At 62.6% G+C, this 17,613-nt stretch carries 16 protein-coding genes; 14 read left to right on the top strand and 2 right to left on the bottom strand.

Annotation, left to right across the window (positions count from 1 at the left end; translation table 11 throughout):
• The gene (locus M1D89_RS17750; protein ID WP_498645519.1) at positions 1 to 1,176 is read right to left on the bottom strand and encodes a zinc-dependent alcohol dehydrogenase; all 1,176 of its coding nucleotides are present in this window, start codon (positions 1,174 to 1,176) and stop codon (positions 1 to 3) included.
• Positions 1,177 to 1,307: 131 nt separating this feature from the next.
• Here M1D89_RS17750 and M1D89_RS17745 point away from each other — a divergent pair, with 131 nt between their 5' ends.
• The 13 genes from M1D89_RS17745 (at position 1,308) to M1D89_RS17685 (ending at position 13,358) form a co-directional block, all read left to right on the top strand.
• Entirely contained in the window at positions 1,308 to 1,511 is a 204-nt protein-coding gene (locus tag M1D89_RS17745) for a hypothetical protein (RefSeq protein WP_498645518.1), read from the top strand.
• A 91-nt stretch (positions 1,512 to 1,602) separates the two neighbouring features.
• Positions 1,603 to 2,025: a hypothetical protein gene (locus M1D89_RS17740; RefSeq protein ID WP_498650985.1), complete on the top strand. Its 423-nt coding sequence runs from the start codon at positions 1,603 to 1,605 to the stop codon at positions 2,023 to 2,025.
• A gap of 110 nt (positions 2,026 to 2,135) precedes the next feature.
• Entirely contained in the window at positions 2,136 to 2,693 is a 558-nt protein-coding gene (locus M1D89_RS17735) for a hypothetical protein (protein ID WP_498645516.1), read from the top strand.
• Positions 2,694 to 2,720: 27 nt separating this feature from the next.
• Positions 2,721 to 3,344: an SIS domain-containing protein gene (locus tag M1D89_RS17730; RefSeq protein WP_498645514.1), complete on the top strand. Its 624-nt coding sequence runs from the start codon at positions 2,721 to 2,723 to the stop codon at positions 3,342 to 3,344.
• A gap of 102 nt (positions 3,345 to 3,446) precedes the next feature.
• The gene (locus tag M1D89_RS17725) at positions 3,447 to 4,517 is read left to right on the top strand and encodes an alkene reductase (RefSeq protein ID WP_498645512.1); all 1,071 of its coding nucleotides are present in this window, start codon (positions 3,447 to 3,449) and stop codon (positions 4,515 to 4,517) included.
• A 170-nt stretch (positions 4,518 to 4,687) separates the two neighbouring features.
• Positions 4,688 to 5,386 (top strand): GntR family transcriptional regulator, encoded by a 699-nt coding sequence (locus tag M1D89_RS17720; protein WP_498645510.1) that lies wholly within the window; start codon positions 4,688 to 4,690, stop codon positions 5,384 to 5,386.
• Between the two features lie 676 nt (positions 5,387 to 6,062).
• Complete coding sequence (locus M1D89_RS17715; protein WP_498645508.1) at positions 6,063 to 7,064, top strand: sugar phosphate isomerase/epimerase family protein; 1,002 nt, start codon at positions 6,063 to 6,065, stop codon at positions 7,062 to 7,064.
• 3 nt (positions 7,065 to 7,067) lie between these two features.
• Positions 7,068 to 8,822, top strand: a complete 1,755-nt coding sequence (gene dhaL / locus M1D89_RS17710; RefSeq protein WP_498645506.1) for a dihydroxyacetone kinase subunit DhaL — start codon at positions 7,068 to 7,070, stop codon at positions 8,820 to 8,822.
• Positions 8,819 to 9,301 (top strand): ribose-5-phosphate isomerase, encoded by a 483-nt coding sequence (locus tag M1D89_RS17705; RefSeq protein WP_498645504.1) that lies wholly within the window; start codon positions 8,819 to 8,821, stop codon positions 9,299 to 9,301. Before dhaL ends, M1D89_RS17705 begins: the two co-directional genes overlap by 4 nt.
• A gap of 2 nt (positions 9,302 to 9,303) precedes the next feature.
• The gene (locus M1D89_RS17700; RefSeq protein WP_498645502.1) at positions 9,304 to 10,302 is read left to right on the top strand and encodes a 3-hydroxyacyl-CoA dehydrogenase family protein; all 999 of its coding nucleotides are present in this window, start codon (positions 9,304 to 9,306) and stop codon (positions 10,300 to 10,302) included.
• A gap of 20 nt (positions 10,303 to 10,322) precedes the next feature.
• Positions 10,323 to 11,087 carry an SDR family NAD(P)-dependent oxidoreductase gene (locus M1D89_RS17695; protein WP_498645500.1) on the top strand — a complete coding sequence of 255 codons (765 nt, stop codon included), beginning with the start codon at positions 10,323 to 10,325 and terminating at the stop codon, positions 11,085 to 11,087.
• A 147-nt stretch (positions 11,088 to 11,234) separates the two neighbouring features.
• Positions 11,235 to 12,584 carry an MFS transporter gene (locus M1D89_RS17690; protein ID WP_498645498.1) on the top strand — a complete coding sequence of 450 codons (1,350 nt, stop codon included), beginning with the start codon at positions 11,235 to 11,237 and terminating at the stop codon, positions 12,582 to 12,584.
• A gap of 6 nt (positions 12,585 to 12,590) precedes the next feature.
• On the top strand, positions 12,591 to 13,358 hold the full coding sequence (locus M1D89_RS17685; protein WP_498645496.1) for a triose-phosphate isomerase: 768 nt from the start codon (positions 12,591 to 12,593) through the stop codon (positions 13,356 to 13,358).
• Between the two features lie 92 nt (positions 13,359 to 13,450).
• Here M1D89_RS17685 and M1D89_RS17680 read toward each other — a convergent pair whose 3' ends face one another.
• Positions 13,451 to 17,038 carry a TM0106 family RecB-like putative nuclease gene (locus M1D89_RS17680; protein ID WP_498645494.1) on the bottom strand — a complete coding sequence of 1,196 codons (3,588 nt, stop codon included), beginning with the start codon at positions 17,036 to 17,038 and terminating at the stop codon, positions 13,451 to 13,453.
• 98 nt (positions 17,039 to 17,136) lie between these two features.
• On the opposite strand from M1D89_RS17680, the gene M1D89_RS17675 reads away from it, so the two are divergent.
• Positions 17,137 to 17,589 carry a nucleoside deaminase gene (locus M1D89_RS17675; RefSeq protein WP_498645492.1) on the top strand — a complete coding sequence of 151 codons (453 nt, stop codon included), beginning with the start codon at positions 17,137 to 17,139 and terminating at the stop codon, positions 17,587 to 17,589.
• Positions 17,590 to 17,613 lie beyond the last annotated feature (24 nt).

The raw sequence follows: 17,613 nt of genomic DNA, 5'->3' as shown, positions 1-17,613 counted from the left end.
TCAGGGCTTGAGCACTACTTTGATGCAGCCGTCCTGCTTCTTCTGGAATTTCTCGTAGAGGGCAGGTGCCTCCTCTAGCCCTCCAGTATGGGTGACCAGATGCATGACCCCCAGCGGATCGGCGTCGTCCTCTACCAAGGGGAGCAGATCGTCGGTCCAGCTGCGCACATTGCATTGGCCCATGCGGAGCTGGATTTGCTTGTCGAACATGGTCATGAGGGGCATGGGATCGGCTTGGCCGCCATAGACACCGCTCAAGGAAACCGTCCCACCGCGTCGCACCAGGTCCACGGCCGTGTGGAGGGCCGCAAGCCGATCAACGCTCATGGTTTCCATGGCCACCTGTGCAGGTTTGTCCGGCAACAAGGAGACCGCCCGGTGAAGGAATGATGCCACGGGGGATCCGTGAGCTTCCATGCCCACGGCGTCCACCACGGAGTCGGGGCCGCGGCCGAGTGTCTGCTCCCTGATGTGGGAGGCGACGTCGGAACTGTAGTCCATGGTTTCTACGCCGTGCGTCTCCGCCATCGCGCGGCGTTCGGGGACTGGATCCACACCAATCACCCGGAAGCCCTTGTGGACACCTATCCTTGCGGCGAACTGGCCCACGGGGCCCAGCCCGAGCACGGCAAGCGTGCCACCGTCCGGCACATTCGCGTACTCCACTGCCTGCCATGCTGTGGGCAGGATGTCTGAAAGGAACAAGTAGCGCTCGTCCGGTGCGTCCGAGTCGATTTTCACGGGTCCGTAATCCGCGAAGGGGACGCGCAGGTATTGCGCCTGTCCGCCTGGAACGGAGCCGTACAGTTCCGAATAACCGAAAAGTGCCGCCCCTGATCCTTTTGCTGTCACTTGGGTGGTTTCGCACTGCGATTGAAGGCCTTGGTTGCACATGTAGCAATGACCACAGGAGATGTTGAACGGTACCACCACGCGGTCGCCCTTTTTGAGCCGGTGGACCCCGGAGCCTACTTCTTCCACGATTCCCATGGGCTCATGCCCGATCACATCGCCCTTGTGCATGTAAGGGCCCAGCACTTCGTAAAGGTGAAGGTCTGAGCCGCAAATGGCTGTGGACGTGATCCGGACGATCGCGTCCGTGGGTTCCTGGATGGAGGGATCAGGTACGTCTTCGACGCTGACTGAGCGCCGGCCTTGCCATGTCACTGCTTTCACGATTGGTTCTCCCTGCGTTCCGGCTGGGTGGGTCCCTCGCTTCTGGAGACCCTCCCAGCGAAGCAGAGATGGTAGAGGTGCACAAGGCTGGCAGCCTCGACACCGCCAGGGGGCAGGCTTAGATTGAGGCTATGAGCGAAGAACCGAGCGAAGCTGAACAGACGCCCTCCAAAGCCTCGGAATCCAAGGTGCCTGCCGGCGTCGAGCATGACAAAGATGCCGCGGGCACGGGTGACTTCACCACCGAGCTGGACCCCACCTTCATCCCGGACGAAAGTGCTGAGACGCCGGAAGAGAAGCGCGCCAGGGAGCACCCGGAAGCCACCGGAAGCTGAAACTAGTAAGCACCCTGATTATTAGTGTTAATATGGTGGAGGGAGAGAGTTTTCGGGCAGAGCTGACCGAGGAGTGATCGCATTGTCCACCATGAAGAACCCGCTGGTTACCGGGGGCGTATCGCACCTGCCTGCGAAAGCGCTGAGCTGCACCAAGTGCCGGACGAGTGATCGCCTGAGCTTGGAGACCATCGAATCCATCGAACCGCATGCAGGCGAATTGATGGTCTGGGTTTCCTACACCTGCTTGGGCTGCGAGGCATCATATGCTCACAACGCCGCGTTCCGAGACGTCGCCGCCGTCCTTAACCGGAACGGTGCCGTGTCCGGCTTGCTCCAGTTCGGTGGGTCATATTTTCACTGTGGCGAGCCCATGTCTTTCGCTAAATCCTCTGCTCGCAGCGTGTACGCCCCCATGACAACCGACGACGTGGATGACGGCCTGCTGGATGTGTATCTCCAGACCCGGGTCATCCAATGCCGGTGCGGCTTCCGGATGGAGCTGCCCGCCTGAGATCCCGGAATCGTTTCGAGGAAGCCTGATCGGGGTACAGCTCAGGTACCAAGCACAGCGCGGGCCTCGAGCGGCGCCCACAAAAGCCGCTCACCAGGGAGGTAATGCACATGGATACAGGACAACTGGTACTTATCATCGTGCTGGCCGTCGTCGTCATCGCCGCTGTGATCGTTGCGGTTGTCATCGGGCGCCGCAAAAAAGCAGAGGTCAACCGCCATCGCGCGGAGGAGTTGCGCGAGAAGGCGGCTGAAGAAGCCATCGGTGCGCACCAGGCGAAAGCCGAGTCAGCCCAGGCCGAGGCCGCCGCGCTGCAGGCAGAAGTTGAGGCGAACCGACTCCGCAAGGATGCGGAAAACCACGCGCATAAGGCCGGCGAAGCCCACGAGCGCGTCGAGGAGCACCTTCGCCGCGCCGACAAACTGGACCCGAACTCGAATCCGGGCAGGTCCAATGCTGCAGACAGCAGGGGCGGGGACCTGGACCGGGATCGTCCGGCGGACGCTGATCGCTCACGCGAAGGAGAAGGCTCGCGCGACGGAGATCGCAATAGGTCAGATATCGCCGAGGGCGAGCGACTTACCCGGGACCGCAGCGGGCGGGACGGCTCAACGAGGGACGGCTCAACGCGCGACGGCTCAACGCGTGAGGGTGACAGGAACTTGTAGTTTCATTGGAGGATCGGAGGTAGGGAAGTGAGTATCGTGGTGAGGCGAACAGGCCAGGCACTGCGGTCGACCGAAAAGAAGCCGAACCGGCATGCAGTCGACGTGGTTCTGGGACACTTAGGCGAGATCGGACCTGCCGTTGCGGCACTGCGTCGCGAATCTTCAAGGCTCGCTGAATGGGGCGAAGAACTGGCCCGTGTCAGGCTGCGCGGAGGCAGCGTCTTTGCCGCGGGCAGCGACGGATCCTCGCACGAAGCGCAAAGGTTCACCTCCGAGCTGAACGCCCACGATCCCACGAATGGATCCGGGTTTAAAGCCATCTCCATCAAGGGCGCCGATCCCAAGGGAGACGGTGCGGGCGGCACCATCAGCAGCCAGGTATCGGACCAAGTGCGTCGTGGTGACATTGTGGTGTTGCTTGCCGCAAAAGGCATCACCGACGATCTGCGGGAGGCCGCTGCGGCCGCGAAATCCAAAGGCGCTCGCGTGTGGGCCCTCACCGGTAAAGAATCCAAGGACCTGGCGAAGTCAGTCAACGAGGCAATATGCATCGACACTGATCCTCCCCACGCCGAGGAAGCGCACCTCGTGGCCGTACTGGCTCTGTGCGAGTGTTTCGACGACGCCCTGAAGACCATCAACCCGGAGTAGCTCTCCGAACCATGTGCATGTGATGTGCGGCTCTTCCGGAATAGTTGCAGACGCCATGCAGTTGCTCAGGATGAACCTGATTCATTCTGAAAGGAACTGCGCATGCTGTTTTCCCCACTGGCCCTCGGCGAACTTGAACTGTCCAACCGACTGGTGATGGCGCCTTTGACCCGTCTCCGTGCAGGTCAGAACGGTGTGCCAGGTTCATTGATCGCCGAGCATTACCGCCAGCGGGCTTCCCTTGGGCTGATCGTCAGCGAAGGAACGTACCCGACGCCCGCAGGCCAGTCGTACCCGGGACAGCCGGGACTCGTCACGGAGGAGCAAATCGCTGGCTGGAAGAAGGCCACCGACGCTGTTCACGCTGAGGGCGGCCGCATCTTCGCCCAGATCATGCACGGTGGCCGGGTTTCGCACGCCGACATCACCGGAGGCCACGAGATCGTTGGCCCCAGCGCCGTCGCTATCGACGGCGAGGTCCGCACTCCCAACGGCAAGCAGCCCTACCCGGTGCCGCGTGAACTCCGGACGGACGAACTCCCGGGAGTCATCCAGGAGATCGTCACCGCCTCCAAGAACGCGATCGAGGCAGGTTTCGACGGCGTTGAGCTCCACTCCGCCAACGGCTACCTGCTGCACGAATTCCTTGCACCCAACTCGAACGTTCGCACCGATAGCTACGGCGGCTCCCCGGAGAACCGGGCCCGCTTCGTGATCGAGACCGTGAACGCGGTGGTCGAGGCCCTCGGCGCCAACCGCGTGGGGATCCGCATTTCCCCGGAGCACAACGTGCAGGGAATTGCCGAAACTGACGCCGCTGATGTCCGGGCAACCTACGAGGTGCTGGTGGAAACCATCGCTCCGCTGAACCTGGCCTACTTGAGCATCCTCCACCATGACCCCAAGAGCGACTTGGTGCAGGACCTCCGCGAGCGATTCAACGGCACGTTCCTGGTGAACACCGGCTTCAGCGAAATCACCACCCGTGACGAAGCCTTCGCAATCATCGAAGACGGCCTCGCCGACGCCGTGGTGGTGGGTCGCCCTGCCATCGCCAACCCGGATCTCGCCCGCCGCTGGCGTGAAAGCCTGCCGCTGAACGAGCCGGATGCTTCCACCTTCTATGCCGACGGCGCCGAAGGTTACACCGACTACCCGTTCTACGCGAACTAAGCGCACCTACGCACTAGGAGCGCAAAGCACCTCAATAAGATGACGACGTCGGCACCCGCCCGGGTGCCGACTTCGTGGTTTAACGTGCGGTCACTCAGCCCATGGGGCAAGTACGAATATGACAGAACTGCGCCCCGGCCATCCTCCTGCGTTCCTATAGGATTTGTGGCATGGCTGATCCTTCCACGTCCGTTGCCCGTGCTGGCTTTCCCGTCAGCAGGCAAGTGCTGGCCGACCATGTTTACGAGGCCCTCCTCGAGTGGCTGATGGATGGCCGGCTGGAGCCCGGGGCAGCAGTCAGCATTGACGGGATGGCGAGGGAACTCGACGTTTCGCCGACTCCTGTGCGGGAGGCTTTGGCCCGATTGGAGCACACCGGCATGGTGCGGCGTGTCGCTTTGAAGGGCTATCGGGTGGCTCCGGTTTTCACGCGCGAGGACTTCGCTGAGCTCATGGAAGCGCGATTGTCCATTGAGCCGGTCAACGCACGATTGGCCTGTTCGCGTATGACGCCGGACGGCCTCGAGGCTTTGAAGCAAGCTGTGGAAGATCTCAAGACCGCGCCCCGCGGTGGCACTTTCGCTGAATATCGCAGCTATCTCGAAGCAGATGAACGCTTCCATCAGCTCATCGCTGCGCAGGCCAACAACCAATTCCTGCTCGCGGCCTACAACACCTTGGGTGGCCAGATCCAGCGTTTCCGATTGTTCGGGGGAGTGGGTATTACAGACGCCGAACAGGCAATTGCCGAGCACCAGGCAGTGCTCGATGCCATGACTAGCGGCGACTCCGAGAAGGCCGCCGCCATGATGGTGGATCACGTCGAGAAGGTGCGTGGCCGGGCGATGGCAGACGCGCCGGAGGACTAACCCGGCGCTCACGCTTGAGGGGTACCACGTTCGTGACCGTTTCCGCCCAACGCGCCCGTTCGTGCTGGGTGTCGCCCCCTTTAGCGCCGAATGCGCCAGAGGTTACGGGTGCGATCGGCGGGTACGGGTGCGGGCCGCTTGGCTGCGGAGCGTGGGGTCGGCGGGTGGGGGTGAGGGTGTCACCTGCGCGCTCGTCTCCGCCCAACGCACCCGTTTCCGCCCGCCGCGCCCGTTCGTGCTGGGTGTCGCCCTCTTTAGCGCCGAATGCGCCAGAGGTTTCGGGTGCGGTCGGCGGGTACGGGTGCGGGCCGCTTGGCTGCAGAGCGTGGGTTCGCGGGTAGGGGTGAGTGTGTCACCTGCGCGCTCGTTTCCGCCCAACGCACCCGTTTCCGCCCGCCGCACCCGTTCGTGCTTGGTGTCGCCCCCTTTCGCGCCGAATGCGCCAGAGGTTACGGGTGCGGTCGGCGGGTAGGGGTGCGGGCCGCCTGGCTGTGCGGAGCGTGCGGTCGGCGGGTAGGGGTGCGGGCGGAGCACACGCCCAATGAACCAATCCGTGACCCCCTTCACACGCATATGTAAGACATATAGGATCTAGGAAGTTTCCGCAAAAGGGTTGACAGCACCGCTCGGTTCGTAAATCCTATAGGAAACAGGATTCCACGAAGGAGTGATTATCATGGCGTACACCGCCGAGAATTGGCCCATCACCGCGGCCCTCCTGCAGTTCCCCGGCACCGATGCTTCGGGACAGCACGTCAACGACGCCGACGCTTCCGTTTGGGCGGCCGTTCTCCGGGAAGTGAAAGAGGCGGGGTTCGCAAACGCGGACCTGACCGACAGCTGGGTCCGCCCGGGCGATCTCAGCAAAGAACGCCTCACCGAGTTCAAGCAGACCGCTGACGAAGTGGGAATCGGCGTCCCCGTCATCTCCGCCATTCGCCGCAGCGTCATCCACGCCACGGATTGGGCCGACAACCTCGCCTACAGCCACCGCACCATTGACGCCGCTGCCGAGCTCGGCTGCGAAGTTGTCTCCTTCGGACTCCACCAGGCCATCACCCCGGAACAGCAGAAGCAACTGTGGTTCTGGACCGTGGAGGGCTACAAGGACCCCGTGGGTGACCAGGAAGCATGGGGCAACGCAGTTTCCAGGATCCGTGAGCTCGGAAAGCATGCGGCAGAAGCCGGCATCCTGATCTCGCTGGAAATGTACGAGGACACCTACCTTGGGACCGCTGATTCCTCCGTGCAGCTGGTCCAGGACATTGGCCTGGACAACGTTGGCCTGAACCCCGACCTCGGCAACCTGATCCGCTTGCACCGGCCGATCGAGGACTGGCGCGAAATGGTGGCGAAGACCCTCCCGTACTCCAACTACTGGCACATGAAGAACTACATCCGCGACGAAGACGTGGCCCGCGACAGCTACATCACCATGCCGGCTCCCATGGAAAGCGGGCTCATCAACTACCGCGAGGCGTTCAAGGTTGCGCTTTCCGTCGGCTTCCAAGGCATTCTCTGCACAGAGCACTACGGCGGCGATGGACTCAGCGTCACAGCCAGCAACCAGGACTACCTCCGCAGGCATGTCCTGCCGAAGACCGAGGGCTACGAACTCGGCAAGAGCGAAGTGGCCCAGGGACGCCAAGTACCGGCAACCCAGCTCGCAGGAGTCTAGGAAATGACACAGATTTTCGACAACCCGGCAGACTTTGCCGATGAAGCGCTGGACGGCTTTGTAGCCGCCAACCGCGGCTATGTTACCCGAGTGAACGGCGGCGTGGTCCGCTCCACGGAGGTCCCTTCCGGTCAGGTGGCCCTGGTAGTCGGCGGCGGCTCGGGACACTACCCGGCGTTCGCCGGACTGGTAGGCCCCGGACTTGCGACGGGATCAGCTTGCGGCAATATGTTCGCCTCCCCGGCAGCCGGTCAGGTGTACCGCGTCGCGAAGGCGGCCAACGCCGGTGGCGGAGTCCTTCTCAGTTACGGCAACTACGCCGGCGACGTCCTGCACTTCGGCCAAGCACAGCTCCGGCTCAACGCCGAGGGCATCGAAACACGAACCGTCACCGTCACCGATGACATCGCCAGTGCGCCGATCGAGCAACTGGAGAAGCGCCGGGGAATCGCCGGCGACCTGACAGTTTTCAAGATTGCCGGTGCCGCCGCAGAAGCGGGACTGAACCTCGACGACGTCGAGCGTCTGGCCATCAAGACCAACTTCCGGACGCGGTCGCTGGGCGTGGCCTTTGACGGCTGCACGCTCCCAGGCGCCAAGGATCCGCTGTTCCACGTTCCTGCCGGACAAATGTCGCTGGGCCTCGGAATTCATGGCGAGCCCGGAATCTCGGAACACCCGATGCCCACTGCTTCCGAGCTGGCGGAGCTGCTGGTGACCAAGCTGCTCGCGGACAAACCTGAGGACGCCGGCCAGCGCGTGGTGGCTATCGTCAACGGCCTTGGCACGGTGAAGTATGACGAACTCTTCCTGCTGTTCGGCAAGATCGAGAAGCTTCTCAGCGCTGCGGGCCTCACCGTGGTGGAGCCCGAGTGCGGTGAGCTGGTGACCAGCCTGGACATGTCCGGACTCTCCCTGACGTTGCTGTGGTTGGACGATGAACTTGAGCAGTACTGGGCTGCGCCAGCTGACACTCCGGCGTTCCGCAAGGGCAGCATGTCGCCTCGCGCCCTTCGCGCGGAGGCAGCAATCGACGACGCCGAAACCGCCGACGTCGAACAGCCCACCCCCGCAGCCGCTGAACTCGGGCGGCAGGCAGTGGCCATCCTCGCTCAGGCGCGTGACGTCGTCGTCGAGCATGAAGAGGAACTCGGCAAGCTGGACGCGATTGCAGGCGATGGCGACCACGGTATCGGCATGCGGCGCGGTGTTGATGCTGCAGCGGCCGCAAGCGAGGCTGCTAACGGTTCTTCAGTAGCGCGTGTCTTGACATCAGCCGGGGAAGCCTGGAGTGAACGTGCGGGCGGAACCTCGGGCGCATTGTGGGGCTCGGCGGTCATTGCGGCCGGGCAGTCGCTCGGGAACCGCGAAACGTACACCTCGGAGGACGCGGCGGCCGCTGTGAAGGCCTTCGTCCGCGCTATCACTGAACTCGGCAAAGCCGACCCCGGGGACAAAACCATGGTGGATGCACTCCTGCCCTTCCGGGACGCCTTCCTTACGGAGCTCGACGGCGGGACTCCCGTTGACAGGGCCTTGGCAGTTGCCGCTGCGGCAGCTGAGTCCGCTGCCGCGAAGACAGCTGAGCTCAGGCCGCTCAAGGGACGGGCGCGTCCCCTCGCGGAAAAGAGCATCGGCCATCCTGATCCAGGCGCAGTGTCCTTTGGCTTGATCGCCGCCAGGATATCCCACTTCATCGATTCACAACTGGCCACCGCGTCTTCAGCGGCAGCGGCAGGAAACGGAGCCCAAGCATGAGCAACACCCAAGGCTGGCGCATTATCGTCGGCAACGATGAGGCCGGTGTCGAGTACAAGCAGGCACTTGTTGCCTTGCTGGAAGCAGATCCGCGTGTGGCCTCGGTGACGGACGTCGGCGTTGGCTTCAATGACTCCACCGCCTACCCGCACGTAGCCGTCGATGCCGCGCGCAAAGTTGCTGGTGGTGAAGCAGACCGGGCACTCTTGATCTGCGGCACTGGACTCGGAGTGGCCATCGCGGCCAACAAGGTCCCCGGAATCCGCGCTGTCACAGCCCACGACAGCTACTCCGTTGAACGATCGGTGTTGAGCAACAACGCCCAGGTCCTCACGCTCGGACAGCGGGTGATTGGCTTGGAACTGGCCAAAAAGCTCGTAGGGGAGTGGCTCGACCACCGCTTCGACCAAAACTCATCCTCCGCCGCCAAGGTGGACGCCATCTGCTCGTACGAGCCCGATTACACGAAGGCAGTCTGATCATGACCGAGACAAACACACCTGTTGCAAGCGAAGGCGCCGCGAACAGCGCAACCCGGAAAATCGCCGTCGTAGGCTCGGGCTACATGGGCGGCGGCATCGCCCAAGTGCTGGCGCTCGGTGGCGCCCGCGTTGCGCTTGCCGATGTCTCCGCTGAGGTAGCGCAGAAAAACTTCGACCGCTTGCTGGTGGAGTCGGACCAGTTCGTTGCCGATGGCCTGTTCCCGGCCGGTTCAACCGAAATCCTGAAGCAGAACCTGTGGGCAGCCAAGGACATTGAGGAAGCTGTTGCGGACGCTGACTTCATCGAGGAGTGCGTTCCCGAGGTGCTGGAGATCAAGCACCAGTCCTTGGCCCGGATCAGCGCCGCAGCCCGCCCGGATGCCGTGATCGGGTCCAACACCTCGACTATCTCCATCGCCGCCCTCGCCGAAGCCGTCACCCATCCCCAGCGCTTCCTGGGTGTGCACTTCTCCAACCCGTCGCCCTTCATTCCCGGCGTCGAGATCATCCCTCACGCTGAGACCTCGGCTGCGACGGTGGCCGTATCGCGCGAACTGGTCCATGCGGCCGGCAAGCAGACCGCCGTCGTCAAGGACGTCACCGGTTTCGTGCTGAACCGCCTGCAGTACGCGTTGTTCCACGAGGCAGCGCAGCTGGTGGAGCAGGGGATCGCAACGGCGGACGACGTCGACACCCTGGTGCGTACCACCTTCGGCTTCCGCTTGCCCTTCTTTGGTCCGTTCGCCATCGCGGATATGGCCGGTTTGGACGTTTACAACTTCTGCTACAAGTCGCTGCAGACCGGTTTCCCGGAACGCTTCGCGACGCCGAAGATCCTCTCCGACCTGGTGGAAGCAGGCAAGCTCGGCACCAAGACCGGCGCAGGCTTCCTCAACGTGCCCGCCGAGCGCACTCCGGAACTCATCGCCTACCGCAACAAGGCCTACGTCGCCATGCAGAAGCTCATTGAAGAGCTCGGCCCGGCCCCCATCAACTAACTCTTCTTAGGAGAAAACACATGACATTCCCCGCTGAACGCACCGCAATCGTCACTGGCGCCGTCTCTGAACGCGGCATTGGCCGCGCTACCGTCAACTACCTGGCCGCCCAAGGCTGGAACATCGGCATCATCGATCTTGATGACGCCGCCTGCAAGGTCGCAGCCAAGGAAATCGCCGCAGAGTACGGCGTGCAGGCTCACGGTGTGGGCGCAAATGTGGCCAGTGAAGCTGAGGTCCGTGCGGCCATTGACGAACTTGAGGTGGAACTGCCGCAGATCGTTGCACTGGCCAACGTTGCCGGTGTCAGCTCGCCCATCGGGTACCTGGAACTCGAACCTGCTGAGTGGGACCGCGTACTGAACATCAACCTCAACGGCGTCCACTACGCCACCCGCCGTGTTGCCGAATCCATGGTCAAGAACCGGATCGGTCGCATCGTGAACATCTCCTCCGTTTCCGCCCAGCGCGGCGGCGGCACGTTCTCCAAAACCCCGTACTCCGTGGCCAAGGCCGGCGTCATCGGTTTGACCCGCGCTACCGCCCGCGAACTTGGCGAGTATGACATCACCGTCAACGCCATCTCTCCCGGCCCCATCGACACCGACATCATGGGCGGGACGCTGAGCCAGGAACGCAAGGACGAACTCACCAAGGACCTTGTAGTGAACCGTGTGGGTTCCACCCGGGACATCGCCGCCGCCATCGCCTTCCTCATCAGCGAGGACTCCGGATACATCTCCGGCCAGACGCTGAATGTGGATGGCGGACTGTACATGCACTAGGGCCCGTGCCATGAAGACCTGGACACGAGAACGCAAGATCTACCTTGCCGTGGGCGTCCTCGCTTGCGCAGTGGGCATGGTGCTCATTTTCTTCCCGCGCTGATCGCGCTGCACTAGTCATTTCCTGTCACTCAAAGAGGAGTTTCAATGTCTGTTGCCACCAATTCCACTAAGGAGTTGCTGGATACGCCGGTCCTGAAATCGGCGATCTCCAAAGCCTCGCGGCGGCTCATGCCAATGCTCGTCATCCTGTACGTGGTGGCCTTCCTGGACCGCACTAACGTTGGCTTCGCCGAAGCCGCGCTGGAAGTGGATAAGGGTATTACCGCTGGTGCCTACGCGCTGGGCGCCGGTATTTTCTTCATCGGCTACGCCCTGTTCGAGATTCCCAGCAACCTGCTGCTCACCAAGTTCGGAGCGAAGGTGTGGCTCGCCCGCATCGCCATTACGTGGGGCATCGTTTCGGCGTGCTTCGCTTTCGTCCAGGGTGAGACATCCTTCATCATTCTCCGGTTCCTGCTGGGCGTCACCGAGGCGGGCCTGTTCCCGGGCGTCATCATGTTCCTGGCGGCGTGGTTCCCCAACAAGGTCCGCGTGAAGATGTTCGCCATCTTCTACCTGGCCCAGCCCTTCTCCCAGATGATGGGAGCACCGCTGTCCGGGTGGCTCATCAACATCGGCGACCAGGTGCCGGGCGTCGCTGGCTGGCAGGTCATGTTCTTCGTAGAAGGCATGCTCGCCGTCGTGGCCGGTATCGCAGCCTACTTCTTCCTCATCAACAGCCCCCAGGACGCCAAGTTCCTCACCAAGGAAGAGAAGCGGGCCCTGTCCGACGTCATGGCGCTCGAAGACACTGTGAAGGAAGAAACGGGTCCCCGCGGCGTTCTGGCGTCCATGCGCAACGGCCGGGTCTGGTACTTCACTGTCATCTACTTCTGCCTGCAGGTTGCGGTCTACGGCGTGACGTTCTACCTGCCACAGCAGGTGGCGCAGTTGACCGGGCAGAAGGTGGGTATCGCCGTCGGACTCCTGGCCGCGATCCCGTGGTTCTTCGGCATCTTCGCTTGCTACTTCATCGGGAAAGCTGCCAACACTGTGGAACGCCGCCGCCGTTGGGGCACGGCATTGTTCATCTCCACAGGCCTTTGCATCTTCGGCTCCGCATGGGCAGGCGCGAACCAGATGCCCGCCGTTGGCATCATCTTCATCACCCTCGCGGTGTGCAGCTTCCTGTCGACGGGCCCCATCTGCTGGTCATACCCGACGGCGTTCCTCACCGGAACTGCAGCGGCTGCGGGCATCGGTCTGATCAACTCCCTTGGAAACCTGGGTGGGTTCGTTGCCCCGATCTTGCGAACCACGGTCAACCAGGTCACCGCCTCGGACACCGGCACCATGGGTGTTTACGCGCTGGGTGTGCTGCCCTTCGTAGCGGCCCTGTTGATGTTCGGTACCAAGCGCTTCAGCAACAAAGCCGACGAACTGCTGGGGAAGTAGTCGTCCATGAAGCTGCTTGCTACTGACACCCTGTTCATCGGTGTGAGCACCAAGATGTACATGGGCTACGCACAGAGCCTGGAATGGTTGGAACAGTTGATAGCGGAAGTGGACGCCCGTCCGGCCCTCGCGGCCGGGCGGGTGGTCCCGTTTGTGATCCCTTCCTTTCCGGTGCTGCCCGAGGCGGCGCGGCTGCTTGGAGGCACGCCGCTGATCCTGGGCGCCCAGAACTGTGGTTGGTCGGACGGTCCGTGGACGGGCGAGGTTTCCCCGTCGATGCTCGGGGAACTCGGCGTCGGCCTCGTGGAGATCGGTCATGCAGAACGTCGCCGGTACTTCGCTGAAGATGAGTCGATGATTGCCCTTAAGGTGAGCGCGACGGTCGACGCCGGGCTGACGCCGCTGCTGTGTGTGGGGGAGCCGGAAATACTGAACCCGGCGGCAGCGGCGGACACGGTTTACCGGCAGATCAAGGCAGCAGTTTCCGGCGACTGGTCGGTTGCCTCCCGGGTGGTCATTGCCTACGAGCCTGTTTGGGCGATCGGTGCTGCCGAGCCGGCTTCCGCAGGGTATGTTTCGCAGGTGGTGGAGGCACTGCGGGATTCACTGGCCCAGCATGGGCTGACCGGACTGCCCATCATCTATGGAGGTTCGGCCAGGCCAGGCCTCCTGCCGCAGCTGAACGGGGTGTCCGGGCTTTTCCTCGGCCGTTTTGCGCACGACGCCACCAACTTCGGACGAGTCCTCGACGAAGCACTCGCCCTCCCCAACTAAGTAGCACCCTCCCCAACTAAGTAGCACTTAAGGCCGTTTGGAGGGCTCATAACGGCCTCAAGTGCTACCTACTTGGGTGGGGAGACGGATGGTCAGAGGTGCGCCGGGGCGACTGCTCGCTGGCAGAGGGCCACGAAGCCGCCGAGGTTCTCAAGACCCTCGGGATGCGTCGGCAGGTAGTTGGTCAGTTCTGGTGAACGCACGACGACGGCACGCCACTGACCGCGTGACACTGCCACGTTGATCCGGTTCCGGGATAGCAGGAACTCCATACCCCGCGGGACTTCTCCAGCTGCTGACGCGGCCATGGAAACGATCACCACGGGAGCTTGCTGACCTTGGAACTTATCAACGGTACCCACCCGCACCTTGCCTAGTCCGGCGACGCGGAGATGGTGCTTGATCAGCTGCACTTGGGCGTTGTACGCGGCGACCACCAGGACGTCGGTCTCTTCAAGGGGACGGGGGTCCGGCGATTCCGAAGGGTCGAGCCAAGTCAGGCCGAGGTGGGCCTGGACCTGCCGAACCACCTCCCCAGCTTCCTCGGGTGAGGACGTTGCGTTACCGGTATGCGGGACGTAGACGCAGGAAATGCCCGGAGCGACACCGTCCAGGTGTCGTTCCTTGGCCGCGGGGGCTGCTTCAAGTCGGTTGTCATAGGAAAGCTCGGAAACTGCCCCACTCAGCTCTGGATGCATACGCCATGAGAGCGCCAAAAAGTAGCCCAGTTCCGGCGGCAACGTGTTGTACCCGTCTGAGAGCCAGCCGAGTGCTGATTCATCAACGGGTTCCGGATGCTTCCCTTGGGTGACCTGCGGAAGCTGCTGCGGGTCGCCTAAAAGCAGAAGGCGTTTAGCAGCCCGGCTGACGGCCATGGTGTTTGCCAACGAAAACTGTCCGGCTTCGTCGATGACCAGGAGATCCAGCGAGCCCGCCGGAACCGAACTGCCCACCATGGTCCAGGCTGTGCCGCCAATCAAGGCCCCGCCTGGCTTGGATAACAGTTCTTCAACGTCGCCTTTGGCGCACTGTGTCCATGGCACGGGGTCGTCGTGTTTGACCTCCTTCGCCACCCGCTGGGGATCTACTCCAGCCTTGTCCACAGCAGCACACAGCATGTTCTCCACCACGGCGTGCGACTGGGCTACGACACCCACTTTCCAGCCAGCAGCGACGAGCCGGGCGATGACGTGCGATCCGACATACGTTTTGCCGCTGCCCGGAGGTCCCTGCACGGCCAGATAGGAATTGTCCAAGTCCTCCACCGCTGCTGTGATGGCATCAACGTACCCGTCCGCTCCGGCCGCGACGGCGGGGAGAGCTGGCAGTCTACGAAGCTTCGGAGGCTGCCTCCGTACCAGATCCAAGGAGCAGTCCCGAGGCCACTGCGGCAGGGCAGCGCTGAGTTTCGTGGCCAAAGCCGCGAGTGCTGCCCGCTGTCCATTGGTGGCAATGGGCGGATCCGGAGTAAGCGCCATGGGCAGTTGGCTGAACGCCTTGGAGTCCTTGCGCAGGCCTTCGGCGATGGTGACTGTTTCGAAGTCCTCGTCGTCCCCGACCTCCGTGACCAAGGTTCCGTTCCAGCCTGCACGGCCAAGCGCCTCGGATTCCTTGCCTTGGAGCGAGTCCGGCAGAGGAGGGCCGTACATGCGGAAGTATTTCTTGCCGGGTTCCAGCCCCGCGCCGTCACCGGACCGGCCATAGAGTTTCACGAGCCGCGCAGGGTTGCTCCGAGGTGTCGGTTTTGCCCATTCCTGCAGCAATTCGGCGTGGTCGACAACGAAGAGGTCGCGCTCGTCAGGCCACTGGGAGGTTGGCTTTTCCAAACGGTCGAAGTGTCCCCACCAGTGCTGCTTGTCCTCGCGACGGTGATACCCGACTCCCGCGGCGACAATACCAATTGCGAGCGAATCGGGAGTAGCTCTCTGCTCCTCGGGCAGTCCTGCGATGTAGTCGAAGAGTGCTTTCTCTTCCGGCGCCGCCTCGTATTGATCCGGTTCGGTCTTATCCGCTCCGGTATCTGTTAGGGGCGCTTCGTCCGTTCCACCCACGGGCACGATGGAACGTTCCGCAGCGCGGGCAAGCAACCAGTTGCGCAGTTCCAGCGTCGAGAGGCAGTCGTATTCGTTGTAGTCCCGGATGCCTTCGAGGATCACGGCCGCTTCCTCGAGGTTTCCCGTATCCCTTGCCATGCAGTAGTCCGCGTAGGCAACAACTGAGGCACCGGCGTCGGTCACGTCACCCGAGCGCAGGTGTTGGCCCATGTAGAGAGGTTCGAGCTTCTTGATGCTGTAGGAGTTCTCCGAGATCCGGATGCTGTGCCGGACGGTGTCGTAGAGGTCCACCAGAACACCTTGGCGCAGGAGGTCGTCGACGGCGGTTTCGCCCACCACGTGCGTCAGGGACAGGTTGCGCAGAGCAGTCTTTTCGTAGGCAGCGTAGTGGTAGATGTGCATGCCCGGATATTGTGCTCGCCGCTTGGCCACGTACTCAAGGAAGTCCACAAAGGCCTTGCCTTCTTCAGCCCGTGAGTGCGCCCAGAAGGGCCTGAACACCGGCTCGGCACCGGGTTCTGCAGGGTTCTCGATGACCCCGAAGAGGTACTCCAGCCCCCACTTTTCGGTGACGGGGTCCTGCCACAGGGGATCGCCTTCGAAGTCGAAGAAGATGTCGCCCGGATCCGGAGCGGGTAGCCTGCCCAACGTGTGGTCCGGCAGGACGTTGTAGCTGATGGCTTTGGCTTCACCAGACTTGTCCATGTACTTGACCGTGCCATCAGGCGTGCCTGTTCCGGTCTGCAGCCGCGCCTGCTCACGGAGCCGCAGCAGCGTGGGATCACCCGCTTCGGGCAGGGCTGCCAATTCGTCGATAGTGGTGACGCTGGCCTCGATCAGCTTCTTCCGCCGGCTGATCCGCATGCCCGCCACCATGAGGAGATCCCGATGAAGTTGTACTTGCTCAACGCAGTAATCACACCGGCCACAGGCGGAATAGCGGGAGTCACCCCATTCCACGGGCCCGTTTTCCGAAACGTGCGTCTCGGTCATGCCAAGGAAGCGTTCCCGGCGCTCCCTGAAGACGGGAAGGATCTGGGCAAGGGGGTGGTCGCTGTGGACACGGTTGCCCAGCACCAGGGTGACCGTTGGGTCCGGTGTGATCCCTGCCTGGAGGAGTTGATCTCCATAGGCGGCAAGCTGCAGGAGGGCTGTGACCTTGGCATGCCGTGCGAGCTTGGTGTCGAAGACGGCATACTGCCCGCCGGGGCGCTTCAGCAGGAAGTCGGATCGGCCATGGAACTGGCCATCGAAGAAGGCGGCCTGAAAGACGACGTCTGCCCCGGAGCGCAGGGCGTCGATGGATTCCGCATGCTTGGCCGAAAGGTTGGCGCGGTCCATCGCTGTGGCGGGGACGACGTCGTAAACGCCTTTTCCGGTGGCCGCGTCCCATGGCCCGAACTCAGCCACGAATTCATCCAGTACCCGGTGCTCGTGGACGTCACCCAGTTTGGCTGTGCGCTCCAACATGGCATCAGTTGCGAAGTCCGGCTTAGGCGTGCGGCCCAGTTTTTCGTCGAGTTTCCGGAGTAGCTGGTACTCGCAGGTGGCGGCGATAACGAGGTCGCTGGCCGAGAACACCAAGTCCTGCGGGGCGCCCGCGATCTGAGGATCGAGAAAGAACACCGCGACCCACCTGCCTTTCCATGCCGTGATTAAACCCTTGCAACCAAGCTATCAGCGGGCCCTGACAATATAGAGCGCAGCCACTTTAGACTGCACGCATGACTGAAACAGCCCCGACCCCGGATCCCGCGTTCGAAGCCGCCTACCAAGCCGCACAAAAGAGCCTCAGCGAGGGCGGCATCCCTATTGGAGCCGCATTGGCACGCGGAGGGGACGTCATTGCCAGCGGTCACAACGAACGCGTCCAGCACGGCGACCCGATCGCGCACGGCGAGATGTCCGCGCTGAGGGCCGCCGGGCGTCAAAAGAGCTACCGCGACACCACCCTCTACACCACCTTGGCACCATGCGCGATGTGCACGGGAACCATCATCCAGTTCAAAATCCCGCGAGTTGTTGTGGGTGAGGCCGCAACGTTCCCCGGTGAATTTGACCTCCTGCGTTCACGCGGCGTGGAAGTCGTGGTGCTGGACGACCCCCGGTGTGTGGACATGATGCGTACATTCCAGGAGGAACACCCCGAATTGTGGGCTGAGGATATCGCCGAATAACGGCACTAAGGGAAGAAGGAGCAA

The organism is Arthrobacter sp. D3-18 (genome assembly GCF_054408525.1).
Note: the sequence above shows the minus strand (reverse complement) of the source record. Positions and strands in the feature narration are given on the sequence as shown.